Genomic DNA, 17,151 nt, shown 5'->3' with positions numbered 1-17,151 from the left:
ATCAGGTCGCACGGGCGCCGCCCCGCGACGGGCTCCGTCTCGGGGTCACCAGAACCGCGCCCGTGCGCGGGTGGGGCAGCACCTCGACCGGCTGGTCGTACACCCGGGACAGGAGCTTCTCCGAGAAGACCTCGGCGGGCGGGCCGTCGGCCGCGACACGGCCGGCGCACAGGACCGCCACCCGGTGCGCGTACGCGGCGGCCAGTCCCAGGTCGTGCAGCACCACGACGACCGCGTCCCCGGCGTGCGCCCTTTCCCGGCACAGCCGCAGCACCATCTCCTGGTGCTTCAGGTCCAGCGCGGCGGTCGGCTCGTCGAGCAGCAGCAGCGGCGCCCGCTGGGCCAGCACCCGGGCGAGCGCCACCCGGGCCCGCTCGCCGCCGCTGAGCGCGGCGAACGGGCGCGCGGCGAACGCGGTCACCTCGGTGGCGGCCATCGCCTCGGCCACGATCCGCTCGTCCTCGGCCGGGGAGGACGAGGACGCGTGCGGGGCCCGTCCCATCCGTACGACCTCCTCGACCGGGAAGGGAAAGGAGAGCGCCGTCGACTGCGGCAGCACGGCGCGGCGCAGGGCGAGTTCGGGCGCGGACCACTCGGCGGCCGGGCGGCCGTCGATCCGCACCACGCCCCGCGTGGGCGGGAGGTCGGCGGCGAGCGCGCCCAACAGGGTCGACTTCCCGGCGCCGTTGGGACCTACCAGGGCCAGCACCTCGCCGGCGCGGACCGAGACGTCGACGCCGTCGAGCACCTCGCGCGCGCCCAGCCGCACATACAGCGCCTCCGCCTCGGCGAGCACGTCCCCGGCCCGGGCCGGGGCGGGGGGAACCGGCCGTGTCCTCGAACCAGGCAGTCTCATGCCCAGCCTCCTTGCCTGCGACGGGTGCGGCGCAGCAGCCAGAAGAAGAACGGGCTGCCGACCAGTGCGGTCAGTACGCCGAGCGGAAGCTCGGCGGGCGCGGCGACGGTACGGGCGGCCAGATCCGCGCCGAGCAGGACGAGCGCGCCGAGCAGGGCGCTGCCCGGCACCAGGAAGCGGTGCCCGGGCCCTGCCACCATGCGCAGCAGATGCGGGACGACCAGGCCGACGAAGCCGATGATCCCGGAGACGCTCACCGCGGCCGCGGTCAGCAGCGCGATGACCAGCACCAGCACGATCCGCAGCCGCTCCACGTCCACGCCCAGATGCCGGGCCGGACCCTCGCCGAGCGAGAGCAGGTCCAGGCGGCGCGCGTACAGCGGGGCGATGCCGAGCCCGAGCACCGCGCACGGCAGGACGGCCATGACCTTCGGCCAGGTCGCCTGGGAGAGCGAGCCGAGCTGCCAGAAGGTGATCTGGCTGACCGCGGCGGAGTCCGCGAAGAACAGGAACAGCCCGATCAGCGCGCCCGCGAACGCGTTCACCGCGATCCCGGTGAGGAGCAGCGTCACCACCTCCGTACGGCCGCCCGAGCGCGCCATGGCGTACACCAGCAGGACCGTGCCCAGACCCGCGGCGAAGGCGGCCACCGGGACCGTCCAGGTGCCGAGGAGGTCCAGACCGAGGGCGATCGTGGCGACCGCGCCGACCGCCGCGCCCGAGGAGACCCCGATGACGCCCGGCTCGGCCAGCGGGTTGCCGAACACGCCCTGCATCAGCGCGCCCGCGCAGCCCAGCGAGGCGCCGACGAGCAGGGCCAGCACGATGCGCGGGAAGCGCACGTTCCACAGCACCGACTCCGGGACCCGGTCGAGACCGCTGCCACCGAGCCCGATCCGGTGCAGCACGGACGAGAGCACCTCACCGGTCGGGATCGGGTACGCGCCGGTCCCGGCGGCGACCGGCACCAGGACGAGCAGGCCGAGCACCAGACCACCCGTCAGGAACCAGGGTGTGCCGCGCCGCTTCCGTACGGCGGGCGCGGGCGGTGCCTGGAGCGGGCGTACGGGCTTGTCGTCCAGCGCCGTCACCGGGCACCGCCCGCGTACAGCTGGTCGACGATCGAGCGCAGCACCTGGTCCGTGCGCGGCCCGTAGTTGAGCAGCACGCCGTCCTCCACCGAGACGACCCGGCGCTCCATGCCGGCCGGTGTCTGGGCGATGCCCGGGATCTTCACCAGCCCGTCGAGGCCACCGACGGATTCGAGTCCCTTGCTCATCACGAGGATCGCGTCCGGCGCGGCCTTCGCCAGGGCCTCGGTGGTGATGGCGGTGAAGTCCCTTGTCAGCCCCGAGTCGGCGCCCGCGTCGATCCCGCCGGCCGCCTCGACCAGCGAGGTCGCGCCGGACGTGGCGCCGCCGATGAGGTAGACGGAGGCCGAGCCGCGCAGGTACAGGAAGGCGACGCGGGGGTGGTCGGCGTGCGCCGGGATCGCCTCGCGCACGGCGTCGATCCGGTCCTGGGAGCGCTCGGTCAGCTCCTTGCCCGCGGCCGGGACGCCGAGCGCGTCGGCGACCGCCCGGATGCGCGCTCCCACGTCGGCCAGGCCCGTCGCCGGCTTCACCACGAGCACCGGGACGCCCGCGGCGCGGATCTGGTCCAGGGCCTCCTGCGGCCCGGTCGTGGTCTCCGCGAGCACCAGGTCGGGGGCGAGGGACAGGACGCTCTCCGCGGACACGTCGTGATTGCGGGTCACCACCGGCAGTTTCGCCGCCTGCTGGAAGGTGGCGGTGATGTCGCGGGCGACGACCCGGTCGCCGAGTCCCAGCGTGAACACGATCTCGCTGAGGCTTCCGGACAGCGGGACGATCCGCCGCGCCTTCGTGACGGTCACCTTCCCGCCGTCGGCCGACTCGGCCGTGACGGGGAGCCGGGGCGCGGGTGGGGAGGCGAGGGGTTCGACTCGGTTGTCCACGGCACCCGACGTCGTCGTGGTCCTGGTGGGGGAGGCCTCGGTTCCCCCTTGGCACCCGGTCGCGGTCAGGGCGAGGGCGAGCACCGACACCAGGGCTGTCGCCAGTCGGGTGCGCAAGCGTGGCACGGTCCGGTCCGTTCTCTCGTCGGCGGTGCCGATCTTTCGGCGGTCATAGCTTAGGTTAGCCTTACCTTGGTTTGCTACTGGCTCCGGATCCGGAGGACTTCCATGCCTGCGCGCGCTCGCGCCCTGGTCACCGCGTGGTGCACCGCACTCGCCGTACTCGCGGCGGCCCTGCTGACGACCCTTCTTCCGGCCACCCCCGCGTACGCCGAGAGCCGTACCGTCCAGGGCGGCCGACTGGACTGGGGCGTCAAGTCCTCCTTCCAGAGCTATGTCACCGGGCCCATAGCCAAGGGGAGTTTCTCCCTGACCGGCGGTGCCTCCACCGTCGGCGGCAGCGCCTTCCGCTTCCACTCGGCGACCGGCTCCTACGACGGCACCACGGGCGCGTTCCGGGCCGCCTTCTTCGGCGGGGTCCGCTTCGTCGGCCACCAGGAGGCGGGCGGCGCATACCAGTTGGACCTCACGCTCAGCCGTCCCACCGTGAGCGTCTCCGGCTCCACCGGCACCCTCTACCTGGACGTCGTCAGCAAGGCGAGGGACACCGGGAGGGTCACGACCTCCCCACAGGTGCCCTTCGCCACCCTCTCCCTCGGTGGCATCGACATGAAGGGCGGCGGCAACGCGGTCGTCCTCAACAACCTGCCCGCCACCCTCACCGCGCAGGGCGCCCGGTCCTTCGCCGGCTACTACACGGCCGGGACCCCGCTGGACCCGGTGAGCCTCGCGGCGGACGTACGCCCGGTCGCGAAGACGGCGGCCCCGTCGCCCACGCCCACCCCGTCCAAGTCCGCGAAGAAGAAGACGACTTCGCACCAGGCGCTCGTGAACGGCGCCGTCGACTGGGGCGTGCGCCGCACCTTCCGCGAGTACGTCACCGGCGACATCGCCCGCGGCAAGTGGACCCTGACCGACGGGGCCCAGGACGGCGGCGCCCTCTTCCGCTTCCCCTCCGGCCGGGGCACGTACGACAAGGGCACGCTCGACGCCACCTTCAAGGGCACCGTGCGCTTCACCGGCGCGCACGGCCTGGACCTGGAACTGAGCGCCGTCCGCGTCACCGTCGCCAAGGGCACGGGCACGCTCTACGCCGACGTGACGAGCCCCGGCCTGACCGCCGCGAAGATGCCGCTGGTCACCTTCGCGGCCAGGGACCTGACCGCCCGCGACGGCCTGGCGGAGGTGACCGAGGCACCGGCCGAGCTGACCGCCCGAGGCGCCGAGGCGTTCGGCGGGATGTACCCGGCGGGCACCGCGATGGACCCGGTGTCCCTGGCCGTCGCCCTCACCGAGGACGCCAAGCTGCCCGCCCTGCCCGACCTGGGCAGCGCGGGCACGGACACCACCGCCACGCCCGCACCCGCGACGGCCGCCCCCGCCGCCGCGGCCGAGCCGGTCGCGGCCACCGGCGGCGACGGCACGCCGGTCCTGCCGATCGCGCTCGGCGCGGGAGGCGCGCTGGTGGCCGCGCTCGGCGCGACGGCGCTCCTCCGTCGCAGAAACCGCACGGCGTCCGCCGCGGCCGCCGCGGGTTCCGGCAGCTCCGGGAACTCCGGTGCCGCAGGCTCCGCTTCCTCGGACTCTGCTTCCTCGGACTCCGGTTCTGGTTCCGGCGAGGAGCGGTCCGCCGGGTCGTGACCCTTCCCGACCTCCCCTCCCACCCCCACTTTCCCTCCCACCCCCACGTCCTGATCCCCTCCGCCGCCCCACCGGCGGACCCCGTCACGAGGAGAACCGTCATGTCCGCCACCGCCACCGCCACCCGCGCCCGCAGACGGCCGGTGATGTTCGCCGCCGCCGTGGCCACGGCCACCGCGCTGAGCGCCGCCGCCCTGGCGGCGGCCCCCGGTGCCGCCGCGGCCTCCGTGCCCCTGACCGGCTACGAACTGAGCTGGGGCATCAAGGAGACGTACCGGAACTACGTCACCGGCCCCTACACCAAGGGCACCTTCACCGTCACCGACGGCGCCTCCCAGGCCGACGGCAACGGCGTCTTCACCTTCACCGACGGCCAGGGCACCTACGACAGCACCAACCACACGCTGCGCCTGGCCTTCAAGGGCACCATCGTGGCCGAGTCGCCGGTGCACGGGTTCAAGCGGGTGCTCAGCGACTTCCAGTACGACAGCGCCACGGGCGTCCTCACGGCCGACCTGACCGCCGACGACGGCCCGACCCAGCAGGACGTGCCGATCGCGGACGTCGCGGCGCCCGCGAGCTCGGACATGAGCAACCTGGCCACCACCCTCACCGCCGAGGCCGGCACCTTCCTCGGCAGCGCCTCCTACGCGGGCGCGGCCGGCGACCCGCTGTCCGTGGTGAAGAAGCAGGACACGACGTCGCCGAGCCCGTCGCCCAGCGAGTCGGAGACCACCTCGCCCGAGCCGACCTCCTCGCCGACGTCGTCGGCCTCGCCGAGCGAGTCGGAGACCGGCACCCCGTCGTCCCCGAAGCCCAGCGACTCCGCTTCCCAGAGCGCCGAGCCCACGGCGTCCACCTCCCCGTCCGCGTCCACCGCGCCCGCCCCGGCCAAGGGCGACATCGCCGACGGCAGGCTGACCTGGGGTGTGAAGGACTCCTTCCGCAGCTATGTCGTCGGCCCGGTGGCCAAGGGCCGGATCACGGCGTCGGACGGCGCCTCCCAGGCGTCCGGCAACGGCGCCTTCACCTTCGCCGACGCCACCGGCACCTACGACACCGACGCCGGCACCCTCTCCGCCGCGTTCAAGGGCGCGGTGAACTTCAAGGGCCACCAGGGCGAGGGCGACGGCGGCGGCTACGGGCTCGACCTCACCCTCAACAATGTCAGGGCCGCTCTCGCCGGCGGGTCCGGCAAGCTGACCGCCGATGTCACCAGCCTCGGCGAGAAGTCACCGAACGTGGTCCTGGCCGACCTGAAGGCCGCCTCCACCAAGTTCACCGCGAAGAGCGACGTCATCACCGTGAACGGGGTGACGGCGACGCTGACCGAGGCCGGCGCCCAGGCGTTCGGCGGCTTCTACGCCAAGGGCGCCGCGCTCGACCCGGTGAACCTGTCCGTCGCCCTCAGCAAGGGCGCCCAACTCCCCTCCGGCGACGGCACGTCGGGCGGCGGCTCCGGCACGGGCGGCACCGGCACCTCCGGCGGCACGGGCGGCATCGGCGGTACGGGCTCGACGACCGGGGGCATCGGCTCCACCACCGGCGGCATCGGCGGCAGCATGGCCGCCACCGGCGCGGACGTCCCGGTGGGCGCCCTGGGCGCGGCCGCCGCGGCGACCGTGGCGGCGGGCGCGGGTGTGCTCTACGCGCTGCGCAGGCGGCGCGAGACGCAGGCCTGATCCGCGTCGGCGGCGGCGCCGTCCCGGTCCGGACGGCACCGCCGCCGCGATGCTTCAATGCCCGGGTGACTGATTACGACGTGCTGCGCGTCTTCTGCGGGCCCCGCGGCGGCTACGGCAACGAACTCGGTGTCGTCCGCGACGGCTCGCGCGTCCCCGACCAGGACGACCGCCAGGAGCTGGCCGCCAAACTCGGCTTCAGCGAGACGGTGTTCGTCGACGACCCCGAGCGCGGCGTCATCGACATCTACACCCCCATCCTGCGCCTGCCCTTCGCGGGCCACCCCTGCGTGGGGGTGGCCTGGCTCCTGGACGTGCCGGAACTGGTCACCCCCGCCGGCACGGTGGGCACCCGCCTGGACGGCGAGTTCACCTGGATCGAGGCCCGCCCGGAGTGGGCCCCGCCCCGCACCCTGCGCCAGTACGCCACCGCAGCCGAGGTCGACGACCTGCCCGTCCCGCCGCCGGGCGAGTGGATCTACGCCTGGTCCTGGGAGGACGAGGCCGCCGGCCGCGTCCGAGCCCGCGCCTTCCCCGGCCGAATCGATGAGCGCGGCGACAGCCGCTCCGGTGGAGCCGGGGCTTGCACCGGGGGCATAGAGGAGGACGAGGCAACAGGCGCGGCGGCCCTGCTCCTCACGGCCCACCTGGGCCGAGCCCTCAACATCACCCAGGGCACGGGCTCCCAGATCCTGACGGCCCCCCAACCGGGCGGCTGGGTCGAGGTCGGCGGCCGGGTGACCCTGGAACGCTGACGCGCACCCGCCGCCCCCCTGGGGCTTCGTGGCCCCCGCCCACGGTCACGCCGACAGGGGGAACTCCTCGGCCAGGGCCTGGAAGACCGCCGTGTTCAGGGAGAACGCCTTCCTGCACTCGGTCACGATGCGCTGCTTCTCCAGGTCGTCGGCGTCGACCGTGTCCAGGAGCTCGCGGTAACTCCTCTTGAAGGCGGCCGGGTTGGGGATCTGTTCGAAGACGTAGAAGCGGACGCCGTCGCCCTTCTTCGTGAAGCCCCACGTCTTCTCCGCCTTGTCGCGGATGATCTGGCCACCGGAGAGGTCGCCGAGGTAGCGGGTGTAGTGGTGGGCGATGTAGCCCGCCGGCCACCGCTCGGCGCACTCGCGCACCCGTGCCGCGTACGCCTCGGTCGCGGGCAGCACGCTCACCTCCGAGCGCCAGGAGGCGCCCCGCAGATGGGCCAGGTCCCGCTCGAGCTCGGCCAGGCGGAACAGCTCGGGCCGGATGAAGGGGCCCGCCACCGGATCCGACGCCAGCCGTTCGGCCTCGTCCTCCAGCGCCTCGTACACGAACCAGAGTTGCTCGGTGTACCGCGCGTACGCGTCCACGCCGAGCCGGCCGCCGAGCAGGTCGCTCATGAAGGTGGAGGTCTCCGCCTCCGTGTGCTGCTCGTGGGAGGCGGTGCGGATGAGTGTCGAGAAGGAATCCATGAGGCCATCCTCTAAGGTAAGGCTTGCCTAAGTCAATGGGTTACCGACATCTTGTCGGGAAAACCTTACCCCGGATTCCGGCCAAACGGGCATGGGTGGGTATAAGGGGATAGGGGTGTGAGGGTGTGACGGCATGAGGGTGTGGGGGCACAAGGAAAGGCCCGCCCCCTGAAGGGAGCGGGCCACAGCGGGCGGACGCGGTCTACGGCAGCGTCAGGATCTCCGCCCCCGTGTCCGTCACCACCAGCGTGTGCTCGAACTGGGCGGTGCGCCTGCGGTCCTTGGTGACGACCGTCCAGCCGTCCTCCCAGACGTCGTACTCGTAGCTGCCGAGCGTCAGCATCGGCTCGATCGTGAAGGTCATCCCGGGCTGCATGACCGTCGTGGCGTGCGGGCTGTCGTAGTGCGGGACGATCAGGCCGGAGTGGAACGACGTGCTGATGCCGTGGCCGGTGAAGTCCCGGACCACGCCGTAGCCGAACCGCTTGGCGTACGACTCGATGACCCGGCCGATGATGTTGATCTGCCGCCCGGGGCGGACCGCCTTGATCGCGCGGTTGAGGGCCTCGCGGGTGCGCTCCACCAGCAGGCGGCTCTCCTCGTCCACGTCACCCACGAGGTACGTCGCGTTGTTGTCCCCGTGCACCCCGCCGATGTACGCGGTCACGTCCAGGTTGACGATGTCGCCGTCCCGGAGCACCGTCGAGTCCGGGATGCCGTGGCAGATGACCTCGTTGACCGAGGAGCACAGCGACTTGGGGAAGCCGCGGTAGCCGAGCGTGGAGGGGTAGGCGCCGTGGTCGCACATGAACGCGTGCGCCACCCGGTCCAGCTCGTCCGTGGTGACGCCCGGCGCGATGTGCCGTGCCGCCTCCTCCATCGCCTGCGCGGCGATCCGCCCGGCGGTCCGCATCGCCTCGACGGTCTCCGGCGTCTGCACCTCCGGCCCGGTGTACGGCTTCGGTGCGGGCCTGCCGACGTACTCGGGGCGGCGGATGTTTCCGGGCACGGAACGGGTCGGGGACAGCTCCCCGGGGACGAGCAGTGACTGGCCAGACATGTCGGGGAGTCTATCCGGGGGCGATGGGGGAACATGTCCGTGGCGAGAGGAGCTGGTCATGGCCCTGTTCAAGAAGCGGACCGCCGGTAAGCCGGGCGAGTGGTACTACTGCCTGGAGCACAAGAAGGTCGAGGAGGGGCCCGAGTGCCCCGCCAAGGACCGGTTCGGCCCGTACACCTCCCGCGAGGAGGCCCAGCACGCGATGGACACCGCCCGCGAACGCAACCTCCAGTGGGAGAACGACCCGCGCTGGCACGACGCGTCGGCGGGCGGCACCGACGAGGGCAGCGGGGGCAGCGGGGGCTGAGCAGGCCCGGCAGCGGGGGGAGCAGGCCTGAAGGAAGAGGTCGATCGCATCGCTCGCGCCGATCACGCGGCCGCGCGCACGGTGGCGGCCGCGCGGTCCTCCCGCAGCCGCACCGCGTGCTCGTTCGTGCGGGCGTCGTACCGCATCAGCCCCGGCAGGCACAGCGCCAGCAGCCCCACCGCGCCCGCGCACAGCAGCCCGCCCGACCACACCGACGCCCGTACACCCCACCACGCGGCGAAGGAGCCCGAGCGGACCTGCCCGAGCTGGGGGCCCGCCGAATAGGACAGCAGCTCGATCCCGGCGAGCCGGCCGCGCAGCGCGTCCGGGATCGTCTGGTTCCACATGGCGCCCCGGAAGACCCCGCTGACCATGTCGCAGCCACCGGCCACGGTCAGGAACAGCAGCACCAGCCACAGATTGCCCACGAGACCGGCGGCGGCGATCGCGAGACTCCACAGCAGCGCCGCCAGCACCACCATCCGCCCGTGCCGGTGCACCCGGGAGGTCCAGCCGCTGGTCAGGCTCACCAGCAGCGAGCCCAGCGGCACGGCGGCGTACATCAGACCCAGCGCCCACCGCGCGTCCAGCTCGTCCGCGAGGAACGGCAGCACGGCCAGCGGCATCGCCAGGAACATCGCGGCCAGGTCGACCACGTACGTCCCCAGCAGTTCCTTGCGGCCCCAGGCGTACCGGGCGCCCTCGGCGATGGCCCGCAGGGACGGCTTCGCGGCTTCGTGGGTGGCCGGCTGGGCGGCGATGCGCACGACCAGGACGACCGAGACGGCGAACGTCACCGCGTCCGCGGCGTACGCCCAGGAAAGGCCCGCGTACGCCACCACCACGCCCGCCGCGGCCGGGCCCGCCACCCCGCCGACGGTCCAGCGCAGGGAGTTGAGCGCGGTCGCCGCCGTGAGGTGCTCGTGGGCCACGATCCGCGGCCACAGCGAGTCCAGCGCGGGCCGCTGCACGGAGGTCAGCGCGGCACAGAGGGCGGCGATCACGTACAGCGGCCAGACGGCCGGGTGCGGCAGCAGCGCCCCGGCCAGCAGCGCCACGCTGAGCAGCCCCTGCCCGACCTCGGTCCACAGGATGAGCCGGCGCTTGTCCAGCGCGTCCGCGAGGGCTCCGCCGTACAGCCCGAACACGATCAGCGGGACCAGCTCCGCGGCCCCGAGCGCGCCCACCGCCGCGGCCGAACCGGTCAGCTCCTTCATCTGCACCGGCAGCGCGACGAAGGTGAGGAAGCTGCCGAAGTTCGAGATCAGGCCCGACACCCACAGCCGCCGGAAGTCGCGTGAGGCGTGCCAGGGGGCGAGGTCGGGGAGCACGGCCCGCAGGCCGGAGGCACCGGAGGCACCGGGGGTACCGGGAGCGCCGGAGGCATCGGAAGCGCCAGGGGCACCAGTGGCACCGGAAGCGGAGGCACCAGAGACGTCGGTGGCAGGGGCGGGGCAGTCGTCGGTCACGAGGGGCCATCGTCGGCAGGCGGAGGGCCACCGGCAACCGGTTTTCCTCGCGCTCCGCTACCAGCGCGGCGGCGGAGGCGCCGTCAGCAGGTCCGCCAGCCGCGACAGGCGGTCCCGGAAGCGGCCGCGACCGCGCGGGGCCGGCAGCGCGTTCTCCCCGGCCGCCGCGCTCACCAGGTGCGGCACGGTGTCCAGGTCCAGCTCGGCCCCTGGCGGCACCGCCGGCGTCTCGTGCGCCATCGCCTCCAGCTCGCCCCCGCCGCACCCCAGGGCCAGCACCGTCGCTCCGGCCCGCCGGGCCTCGTGCACGCGCTCCAGGAGCGGGGCGGGCTGCTCGGGGGCCACCACGAGCAGGCTCTCGCCACGCCGGGCCGCCGCCAGCCGCCCCAGGCCCACGGAAAGATGCGCCCGGTCCGCGGGGCGCGGGGCGGGCCGTACGAGGGTCGGGGCCAGCTCCGGGGTACCCGACCAGGCGGCCTCGTCCACCAGGTGGGCCGCCAGGTGCCAGGGCTCGTCCTCCGGCGTGCCCACCAGCAGCAGCCCGCCCCCGTGCGACACCACGGCCCCCCCGCAGCACCCCCGCGAACCGCCGGGTGGCCCCCAGCCACTCGGTCCCGGCGAGCACCTCGCGCAGCAGCGTGACCCGTACGGCGTCCATACGCGCACATCCTGTCGCAAACAGGCGCGGGCGGGGCGGACTTCGGTCCGCGTTCGTCCTCCCGGGGGACCCGGCGACAGCGGGGGTCGCGGACGTAGAGTCGGCGCATGACCTCTAGCGACAGTGCACACAAGGCCCCCGCCAAGGATCCCTGGGACCTCCCCGACGTCTCCGGGCTGGTCGTGGGCGTGCTCGGGGGAACCGGTCCGCAGGGCAAGGGCCTGGCCTACCGGCTCGCCCGCGCCGGGCAGAAGGTGATCATCGGCTCGCGTGCCGCCGAACGGGCCCGGGCGGCGGCCGAGGAGACCGGGCACGGCGTCGAGGGCGCCGACAACGCCGAGACCGCGCGCCGCAGCGACATCGTGATCGTCGCCGTGCCGTGGGAGGGCCACGGCAAGACCCTCGAGGCCCTGCGCGAGGAACTGGCCGGCAAGCTCGTCGTGGACTGCGTCAACCCGCTCGGCTTCGACAAGAAGGGCGCCTACGCGCTGAGGCCGGAGGAGGGCAGCGCCGCCGAGCAGGCCGCGGCGCTGCTGCCGGACTCACGGGTGGCGGCGGCCTTCCACCACCTGTCGGCGGTCCTCCTCCAGGACCGTGCGATCGAGCGGATCGACACCGACGTGATGGTCCTCGGCGAGGAGCGCGCCGACGTGGAGACCGTCCAGGCGCTGGCCGGCCGCATCCCCGGCATGCGGGGCGTCTTCGCCGGGCGGCTGCGCAACGCCCACCAGGTGGAGTCGCTGGTCGCGAACCTGATCTCGGTCAACCGCCGCTACAAGGCGCACGCCGGGCTCCGGATCACGGACGTATGAGTCCATGGGGGACACTGGTGGCCGTAGCAGTGTCCCCCGACAGGAGCCGACCACCATGCAGTCATCGCCCCAGCCCCACCCGGCCCGGCGACTCGCCCTCTACGCCCTGATCGTCTGCCTGCTCACCGCGGCCGCGGCCGTCGTCTCCTTCGTCCAGGGCATGTGGCTGGTGGGGGTTGTGTGGGTGCTGCTGGCGGGCCTGTCGTCCAACATGACCTGGTACTACGCCCGCCGCGGCCGGGCGGGGCAGGACGGCTCCGTCACCGGCTGACCGGGCAGAGTCCGCTGCCGCCCTGCCAGAAGCGGTAGAGCTCGTGACCGCAGTACTGGTCGAGGGGGCCGACGCCGAGGTGGTGCAGCAGCGTGTGGATCACGTCGAAGAACGCGATGTTGAGCGAGGGCACCCACAGCAGCGCGAAGACGAAGATCAGACCGAACGGGGCGAACGGTTCCACCTGGCGCTTGACGCCGTGCGACAGCCAGGGTTCGACCACGCCGTAGCCGTCCAGGCCCGGGACCGGCAGGAAGTTCAGGATCGCGGCCGTGACCTGGAGCAGTGCGAGGAAGGCCAGGGCGTACCGGAACCCGTCGGGCACGCCGTCCAGCGCGTGCAGCCAGAACGGGGCCGTGCACACCGCCGCGAACAGTACGTTCGTCAGCGGTCCGGCCGCCGAGACCAGGCTGTGCCGCCAGCGGCCCCGGATCCGGCCGCGCTCGATGAACACCGCCCCGCCGGGCAGCCCGATCCCGCCCATGACCAGGAACAGCAGCGGAAGCAGGATGCTCAGCACGGCATGCGTGTACTTCAGCGGGTTCAGTGTCAGATAGCCCTTGGCGCCGACGGAGACGTCGCCGCTGTGCAGCGCGGTGCGCGCGTGCGCGTACTCGTGCAGGCACAGCGAGACGACCCACGCCGCGGTCACGAACAGGAACACCGCCAGACCCGGCCGGCCCGGAATCGGGGCGAAACCGGTCCAGGCGGCCCAGCCCCCGACCGCGGTGACGGCCAGGATGCCGAGGAAGACGGGACTGATCCGGCGGTCGCCGCGGCGGGTGGTGGCGGACGTCATGGGGGACGGCTCCTGTGCTCGTACGGTTCGTGCGGCGAGCCCGACCGTACCGGGCACACGGGCGGAACGTCCCGCCCGGGGCCACGGGTTCCCGGCCGCCCGTGCGCCGCGCCGCCGAAATCCCGTGACTGTCCGTGAGACCACCGGAGACAATGGACCTCGTGCGCTATCGCATCCTCGGCACCACCCAGGCACTCCGTCCCGACGGCACCGCCGTTCCACTCGGCGGGGCGCGGCTGCGCGCCCTGCTGACCGTGCTCGCCCTGCGCCCCGGCCGTACGGTCCCGGTGCGCGCCCTCGTCGACGAGGTGTGGGACGGCGAGCCGCCCGCCGACGCCACGGGCGCGCTCCAGGCCCTGGTCGGGCGGCTGCGCCGGACGCTCGGCGCGGACGCGGTGGCCTCCGCGGAGGGCGGCTACCGGCTGGCCGCCACGGCCGACGACGTCGACCTGCACCGCTTCGAACGGCTGGCCGGGGAGGGCGTGCGGGCGCTGGGCGACGGCGACCCCGCGAAGGCGGCCGTCGTCCTCGACGACGCCCTCGCGCTGTGGCGCGGCCCCGCCCTCGCCGACCTGCCCGACCGCACCGCCGAGGCGGCCCGCTGGGACACCCGCCACCTGGACGTGCGCCGCGCCCGCCTCACCGCCGCCCTCGCCCTCGGGCACGCCGAGCGGAGCCTGCCCGAGCTGACCGCCCTGTGCGACACCCACCCCCTGGACGAACCCCTCCAGACCCTCCGCCTGCGCGCCCTGCGCGACGCGGGCCGCACCGCGGAGGCCCTGGCCGCCTACGAGGACGTACGCCGCCTGCTGGCCGACCGCCTCGGCTCCGACCCCGGCCCGGAACTGCGCGCGCTGCACGGGGAACTGCTGCGGCCGCGGGAGCGACACCCAGCCTCCGGACCACAGCAGGCACCTCGCCCGGCCGCGGGCACCGGGGTCCGGACCCCGGCGCCTGACTTCGGCACGGCGCCTGGTTCCGATGCGGCGCCCGGCCCGCGCACGGGCGGCGGGGGCTGGGCTGCTGAGCCGGGTTCCGGCGCGGTGTCCGGTCCGGGCGTGGGCTGGCCTGCTGAGGATGGTCCCGGCGCGGTGCCCGGTTCCGGTGCGGCATCCGGCGCAGGCGCGGGCGGTGGGGGCCGGCCCGCTGAGTCCGGTTCCGATGCGGCGCCCGGCCCGGGCACGGCGTGGCCCGCTGAGCCGGGTTCCGGCGCGGTGTCCGGTTCCGGTGTGGCGCCCGGCGCAGGCGCGGGCGGTGGGGGCTGGCTCGCTGAGCCCGGTTCCGGTGTGGCGTCCGGCCCGGCCACGGGTGGCGGGGCACCGGCCGCCGAGGCCGGTTCCGGTGTCGCGTCCGGTTCCGGTGTGGTGGCCGGGCCGTGTGCCGCCGGTGAGGCCGCTGTCCCCTCGGCGGCGCTCTCCCGCGGTGCGCCCGCGGTGGTACCCCTCGCCGGGCCCGCCGCCGGCGTCCCGGACGGCGCGGCGGGCGAGCAGGCGGGCCCCGGTACGCTCGCTCCCCGCCCCCCGAGCAACCTCCGTGCCCGGATCACCTCCTTCGTGGGCCGTGAGGCCGATATCGAGACGATCGGAGCCGACCTCGGGGCCGCGCGTCTGGTGACGCTGCTCGGGCCGGGCGGGGCCGGGAAGACCCGGCTGTCGCAGGAGGCGGCCGAGGCCGTGCGGCCGGTGCCGCGGGACGGCGTGTGGCTGGCCGAACTCGCCCCCGTCGACGACGCCGAGGCCGTGCCCGAGGCCGTGCTCACGGCCGTCGGCGCCCGCGAGACCGTGCTGTACGGCGCCGGTGCCGAGGAGATGCGGGCCGCGGTCGCCGACCGGCACGACGACCCCGTCGAGCGGCTGGTCGAGCACTGCGCCCGGCGCCGCATGCTGCTCCTGCTCGACAACTGCGAGCACGTCGTCGACGCGGCGGCCCGGCTCGTCGAGGAACTGCTCGCCCGCTGCCCGCACCTCACCGTCCTCGCCACCAGCCGGGAACCCCTCGGCATACCCGGCGAGGTGCTGCGGCCGGTCGAGCCGCTGCCCGAGCCGGTGGCGCTGCGGCTGTTCGCCGACCGCGGGGCCGCCGTACGGCCCGGTTTCCGCACCGACGCCGACCAGGACACCGCCGACGCCTGCGCCGAGATCTGCCGGCGCCTGGACGGGCTGCCACTGGCCATCGAACTCGCCGCCGCCCGGCTGCGGATGCTGGCCCCACGGCAGATCGCCGACCGGCTCGACGACCGCTTCCGCCTGCTCACCTCCGGCAGCCGTACCGTGCTGCCCCGCCAGCAGACCCTGCGGGCCGTCGTCGACTGGTCCTGGGACCTGCTCGACGCCGAGGAGCGGGACGTCCTGAGCCGGCTGTCCGTCTTCGCCGGCGGCTGCGACCTCGCCGCCGCCGAGGCCGTGTGCGGACCCGCCGCCTTCGACGCGCTCGCCTCCCTCGTCGACAAGTCCCTCGTGGTGGCGGCCCCCGCCGCCGACGGCGAGATGCGCTACCGGCTCCTGGAGACCGTCGCCGAGTACGCCGGGGAACGGCTCGACGAGGCCGGTGGCCGCCCGGAGACCGAGCGTGCCCACCTGACGTACTACCGCGAACTGGCCCGCACCACCGACCCGTTGCTGCGCGGCCCCGGCCAGCGCGCCGCCATCGCACGGTTCGAGCTCGAGTACGAGAACCTGCGCACCGCCCTGCGCCACGCCGTCGCCGCACGCGACGAGCAGGAGGGCCTGTGCATGATCCTCTCGCTCACCTGTTACTGGCAGATGCGCGACGTGCGCATCGAGGCCCGCAACTGGTGCAGCGAGGTCATGGAGCTCGGCCCCGACCCCTTCACCGAGCCGGTCCGGCGCGCCGCATCCGTCTGGCAACGGTGCACGGACGCCCCGCCCCCGATGACGGGCGAGGTCCTCGCCGAGGCCCGCCGGGGCCTGCATCTCGTCCATCTCGCCTGCATGGACACCGAGTTGGAAGCCTGGGAGTCGCCCGAGGCAAAACAGAAGCTGCGGCTCATCGCCGAGGTCTACCAGCCCGGTCAGCCGCAGACGTGCCGCAGCCCCGGCGTGCTGTGGGTCTTCGCGGTGATGCTGAGCGGCGACGTGGAGCGTCTGCACGAGGTCACCGACGCCGCCGTACGCACCTGCCGCGAGACCCCGGGATTCGAGTGGGAGCTGGCCCACGCCCTCCAGTGGCGCGCCAACCTGCTGGCCAACCGCATCGAGTGGGCCGGGGACGCGGGCCGGGACGCCGACGAGTCGCTGGAGATCTTCCAGCGCCTCGGGGACGCCTGGGGCACCGCCGAGGCGCTCTCCGCGCGCGCGGAGACCCGCGAACGCACCGGCGCCTACCTGTCGGCCGCCGCCGACTACCGGGCGGCCATCGAGCACGCCGATCGCCTCGGCGCCCCCGCCCAGGTCGCTGTCCTCAACGCCCGCCTGGGCAGCGTGCTGATGGAGGCGGGCGAAGGCGAACGCGGCGAACGGATGCTGCGCGAGGTCATCGAGCAGAGCCGCAACGGCCACAACGACGCCATGCCCGCCGCCCGGCTCTTCCTCGCCGGCCGGCTGGGCATGACCGGCCGCGTCTCCGAGGCGCGCGAGCAACTGCAGTTGCTTCGGGAGGAGTTCGGCATCTCCCACTTCGTCGTCTTCGACGCCTTCATCCTCGGTGCCGAGGCGTGGCTGGATGCCGTCGACGGCCTCTACGAGGACGCCCTGGACAAGTCCCGCCGGGCCCTCACGCGCGCCCAGGACCCGCTGTCCGAGGCCATCGCGCCCCATATGCGCTCGGCGTACCTGACCATCGGCGCCAGGGCCCTGGCCGGCGTGGACGGCGGACGCCGGGCCCGGGACGCCGCCCGCTGCATCGGCGCCGCCGACGCCCTGCTGTCGCCCCGCCACGTGCCCTCGTCCATGGAACGTTACGCCCGCGACGAGGCCGTCGCGCGCACGCGGGCCACCCTCGGCGAGGAGGCGTACCAGGCCGCGTACGCGGAGGGCGGCGGCCTGTCCCGGGAGGAGGCCGCCGCCCTGCTCTGAGCCGGCGTGGCGCCGCGCG

The 17,151-nt window shown here is 74.2% G+C and carries 14 protein-coding genes and 1 pseudogene; 7 read left to right on the top strand and 8 right to left on the bottom strand.

Annotated features, from left to right (window positions below; genetic code table 11):
* Position 1: 1 nt before the first annotated feature.
* The 3 genes from ACTYVM_RS30135 to ACTYVM_RS30125 are packed head-to-tail and all read right to left on the bottom strand — an operon-like array spanning position 2 to position 2,948.
* Positions 2 to 856, bottom strand: a complete 855-nt coding sequence (locus tag ACTYVM_RS30135) for a heme ABC transporter ATP-binding protein (protein ID WP_445528997.1) — start codon at positions 854 to 856, stop codon at positions 2 to 4.
* Positions 853 to 1,947 (bottom strand): FecCD family ABC transporter permease, encoded by a 1,095-nt coding sequence (locus ACTYVM_RS30130; protein WP_445528996.1) that lies wholly within the window; start codon positions 1,945 to 1,947, stop codon positions 853 to 855. The genes ACTYVM_RS30135 and ACTYVM_RS30130 overlap by 4 nt, the downstream gene beginning before the upstream one ends.
* Positions 1,944 to 2,948 carry a heme/hemin ABC transporter substrate-binding protein gene (locus ACTYVM_RS30125; RefSeq protein ID WP_445528995.1) on the bottom strand — a complete coding sequence of 335 codons (1,005 nt, stop codon included), beginning with the start codon at positions 2,946 to 2,948 and terminating at the stop codon, positions 1,944 to 1,946. The genes ACTYVM_RS30130 and ACTYVM_RS30125 overlap by 4 nt, the downstream gene beginning before the upstream one ends.
* Before the next feature lie 111 nt (positions 2,949 to 3,059).
* On the opposite strand from ACTYVM_RS30125, the gene ACTYVM_RS30120 reads away from it, so the two are divergent.
* The 3 genes from ACTYVM_RS30120 to ACTYVM_RS30110 all read left to right on the top strand — a co-directional run bounded on the left by ACTYVM_RS30120 (position 3,060) and on the right by ACTYVM_RS30110 (position 7,029).
* Positions 3,060 to 4,592, top strand: a complete 1,533-nt coding sequence (locus tag ACTYVM_RS30120; RefSeq protein ID WP_445528994.1) for an HtaA domain-containing protein — start codon at positions 3,060 to 3,062, stop codon at positions 4,590 to 4,592.
* Between the two features lie 101 nt (positions 4,593 to 4,693).
* Entirely contained in the window at positions 4,694 to 6,274 is a 1,581-nt protein-coding gene (locus ACTYVM_RS30115) for an HtaA domain-containing protein (protein WP_445528993.1), read from the top strand.
* Between the two features lie 65 nt (positions 6,275 to 6,339).
* A complete protein-coding gene (locus tag ACTYVM_RS30110; RefSeq protein ID WP_445528992.1) occupies positions 6,340 to 7,029 on the top strand; it encodes a PhzF family phenazine biosynthesis protein in 690 nt (229 codons plus the stop codon).
* 45 nt (positions 7,030 to 7,074) lie between these two features.
* Here ACTYVM_RS30110 and ACTYVM_RS30105 read toward each other — a convergent pair whose 3' ends face one another.
* Positions 7,075 to 7,722: a biliverdin-producing heme oxygenase gene (locus ACTYVM_RS30105; protein WP_445528991.1), complete on the bottom strand. Its 648-nt coding sequence runs from the start codon at positions 7,720 to 7,722 to the stop codon at positions 7,075 to 7,077.
* 202 nt (positions 7,723 to 7,924) lie between these two features.
* Entirely contained in the window at positions 7,925 to 8,782 is an 858-nt protein-coding gene (gene map, locus ACTYVM_RS30100) for a type I methionyl aminopeptidase (RefSeq protein ID WP_445528990.1), read from the bottom strand.
* Between the two features lie 58 nt (positions 8,783 to 8,840).
* Between map and ACTYVM_RS30095 the strand changes: the two genes are divergently transcribed.
* Positions 8,841 to 9,089, top strand: a complete 249-nt coding sequence (locus ACTYVM_RS30095) for a hypothetical protein (RefSeq protein ID WP_445528989.1) — start codon at positions 8,841 to 8,843, stop codon at positions 9,087 to 9,089.
* A 62-nt stretch (positions 9,090 to 9,151) separates the two neighbouring features.
* Here the strand turns inward: ACTYVM_RS30095 and ACTYVM_RS30090 are convergent, their stop codons facing one another.
* Both ACTYVM_RS30090 and ACTYVM_RS30085 read right to left on the bottom strand, forming a co-directional pair.
* Positions 9,152 to 10,429, bottom strand: coding sequence for an MFS transporter (locus ACTYVM_RS30090; protein ID WP_445529040.1), 1,278 nt, complete (start codon positions 10,427 to 10,429; stop codon positions 9,152 to 9,154).
* Positions 10,430 to 10,615: 186 nt separating this feature from the next.
* A pseudogene (locus tag ACTYVM_RS30085) lies at positions 10,616 to 11,216 on the bottom strand (hypothetical protein).
* A gap of 107 nt (positions 11,217 to 11,323) precedes the next feature.
* Between ACTYVM_RS30085 and npdG the strand changes: the two are divergent.
* Complete coding sequence (gene npdG, locus ACTYVM_RS30080; RefSeq protein WP_400025648.1) at positions 11,324 to 12,028, top strand: NADPH-dependent F420 reductase; 705 nt, start codon at positions 11,324 to 11,326, stop codon at positions 12,026 to 12,028.
* Positions 12,029 to 12,032: 4 nt separating this feature from the next.
* The gene (locus ACTYVM_RS30075) at positions 12,033 to 12,299 is read left to right on the top strand and encodes a hypothetical protein (RefSeq protein ID WP_445528988.1); all 267 of its coding nucleotides are present in this window, start codon (positions 12,033 to 12,035) and stop codon (positions 12,297 to 12,299) included.
* Here ACTYVM_RS30075 and ACTYVM_RS30070 read toward each other — a convergent pair.
* Positions 12,289 to 13,098: a site-2 protease family protein gene (locus ACTYVM_RS30070; RefSeq protein ID WP_445528987.1), complete on the bottom strand. Its 810-nt coding sequence runs from the start codon at positions 13,096 to 13,098 to the stop codon at positions 12,289 to 12,291. The genes ACTYVM_RS30075 and ACTYVM_RS30070 overlap by 11 nt on opposite strands.
* 152 nt (positions 13,099 to 13,250) lie before the next feature.
* Here ACTYVM_RS30070 and ACTYVM_RS30065 point away from each other — a divergent pair, with 152 nt between their 5' ends.
* Entirely contained in the window at positions 13,251 to 17,132 is a 3,882-nt protein-coding gene (locus ACTYVM_RS30065; protein ID WP_445528986.1) for an AfsR/SARP family transcriptional regulator, read from the top strand.
* Positions 17,133 to 17,151: the final 19 nt, after the last annotated feature.

Source organism: Streptomyces cyslabdanicus (assembly GCF_052663305.1).
Note: the sequence above shows the minus strand (reverse complement) of the source record. Positions and strands in the feature narration are given on the sequence as shown.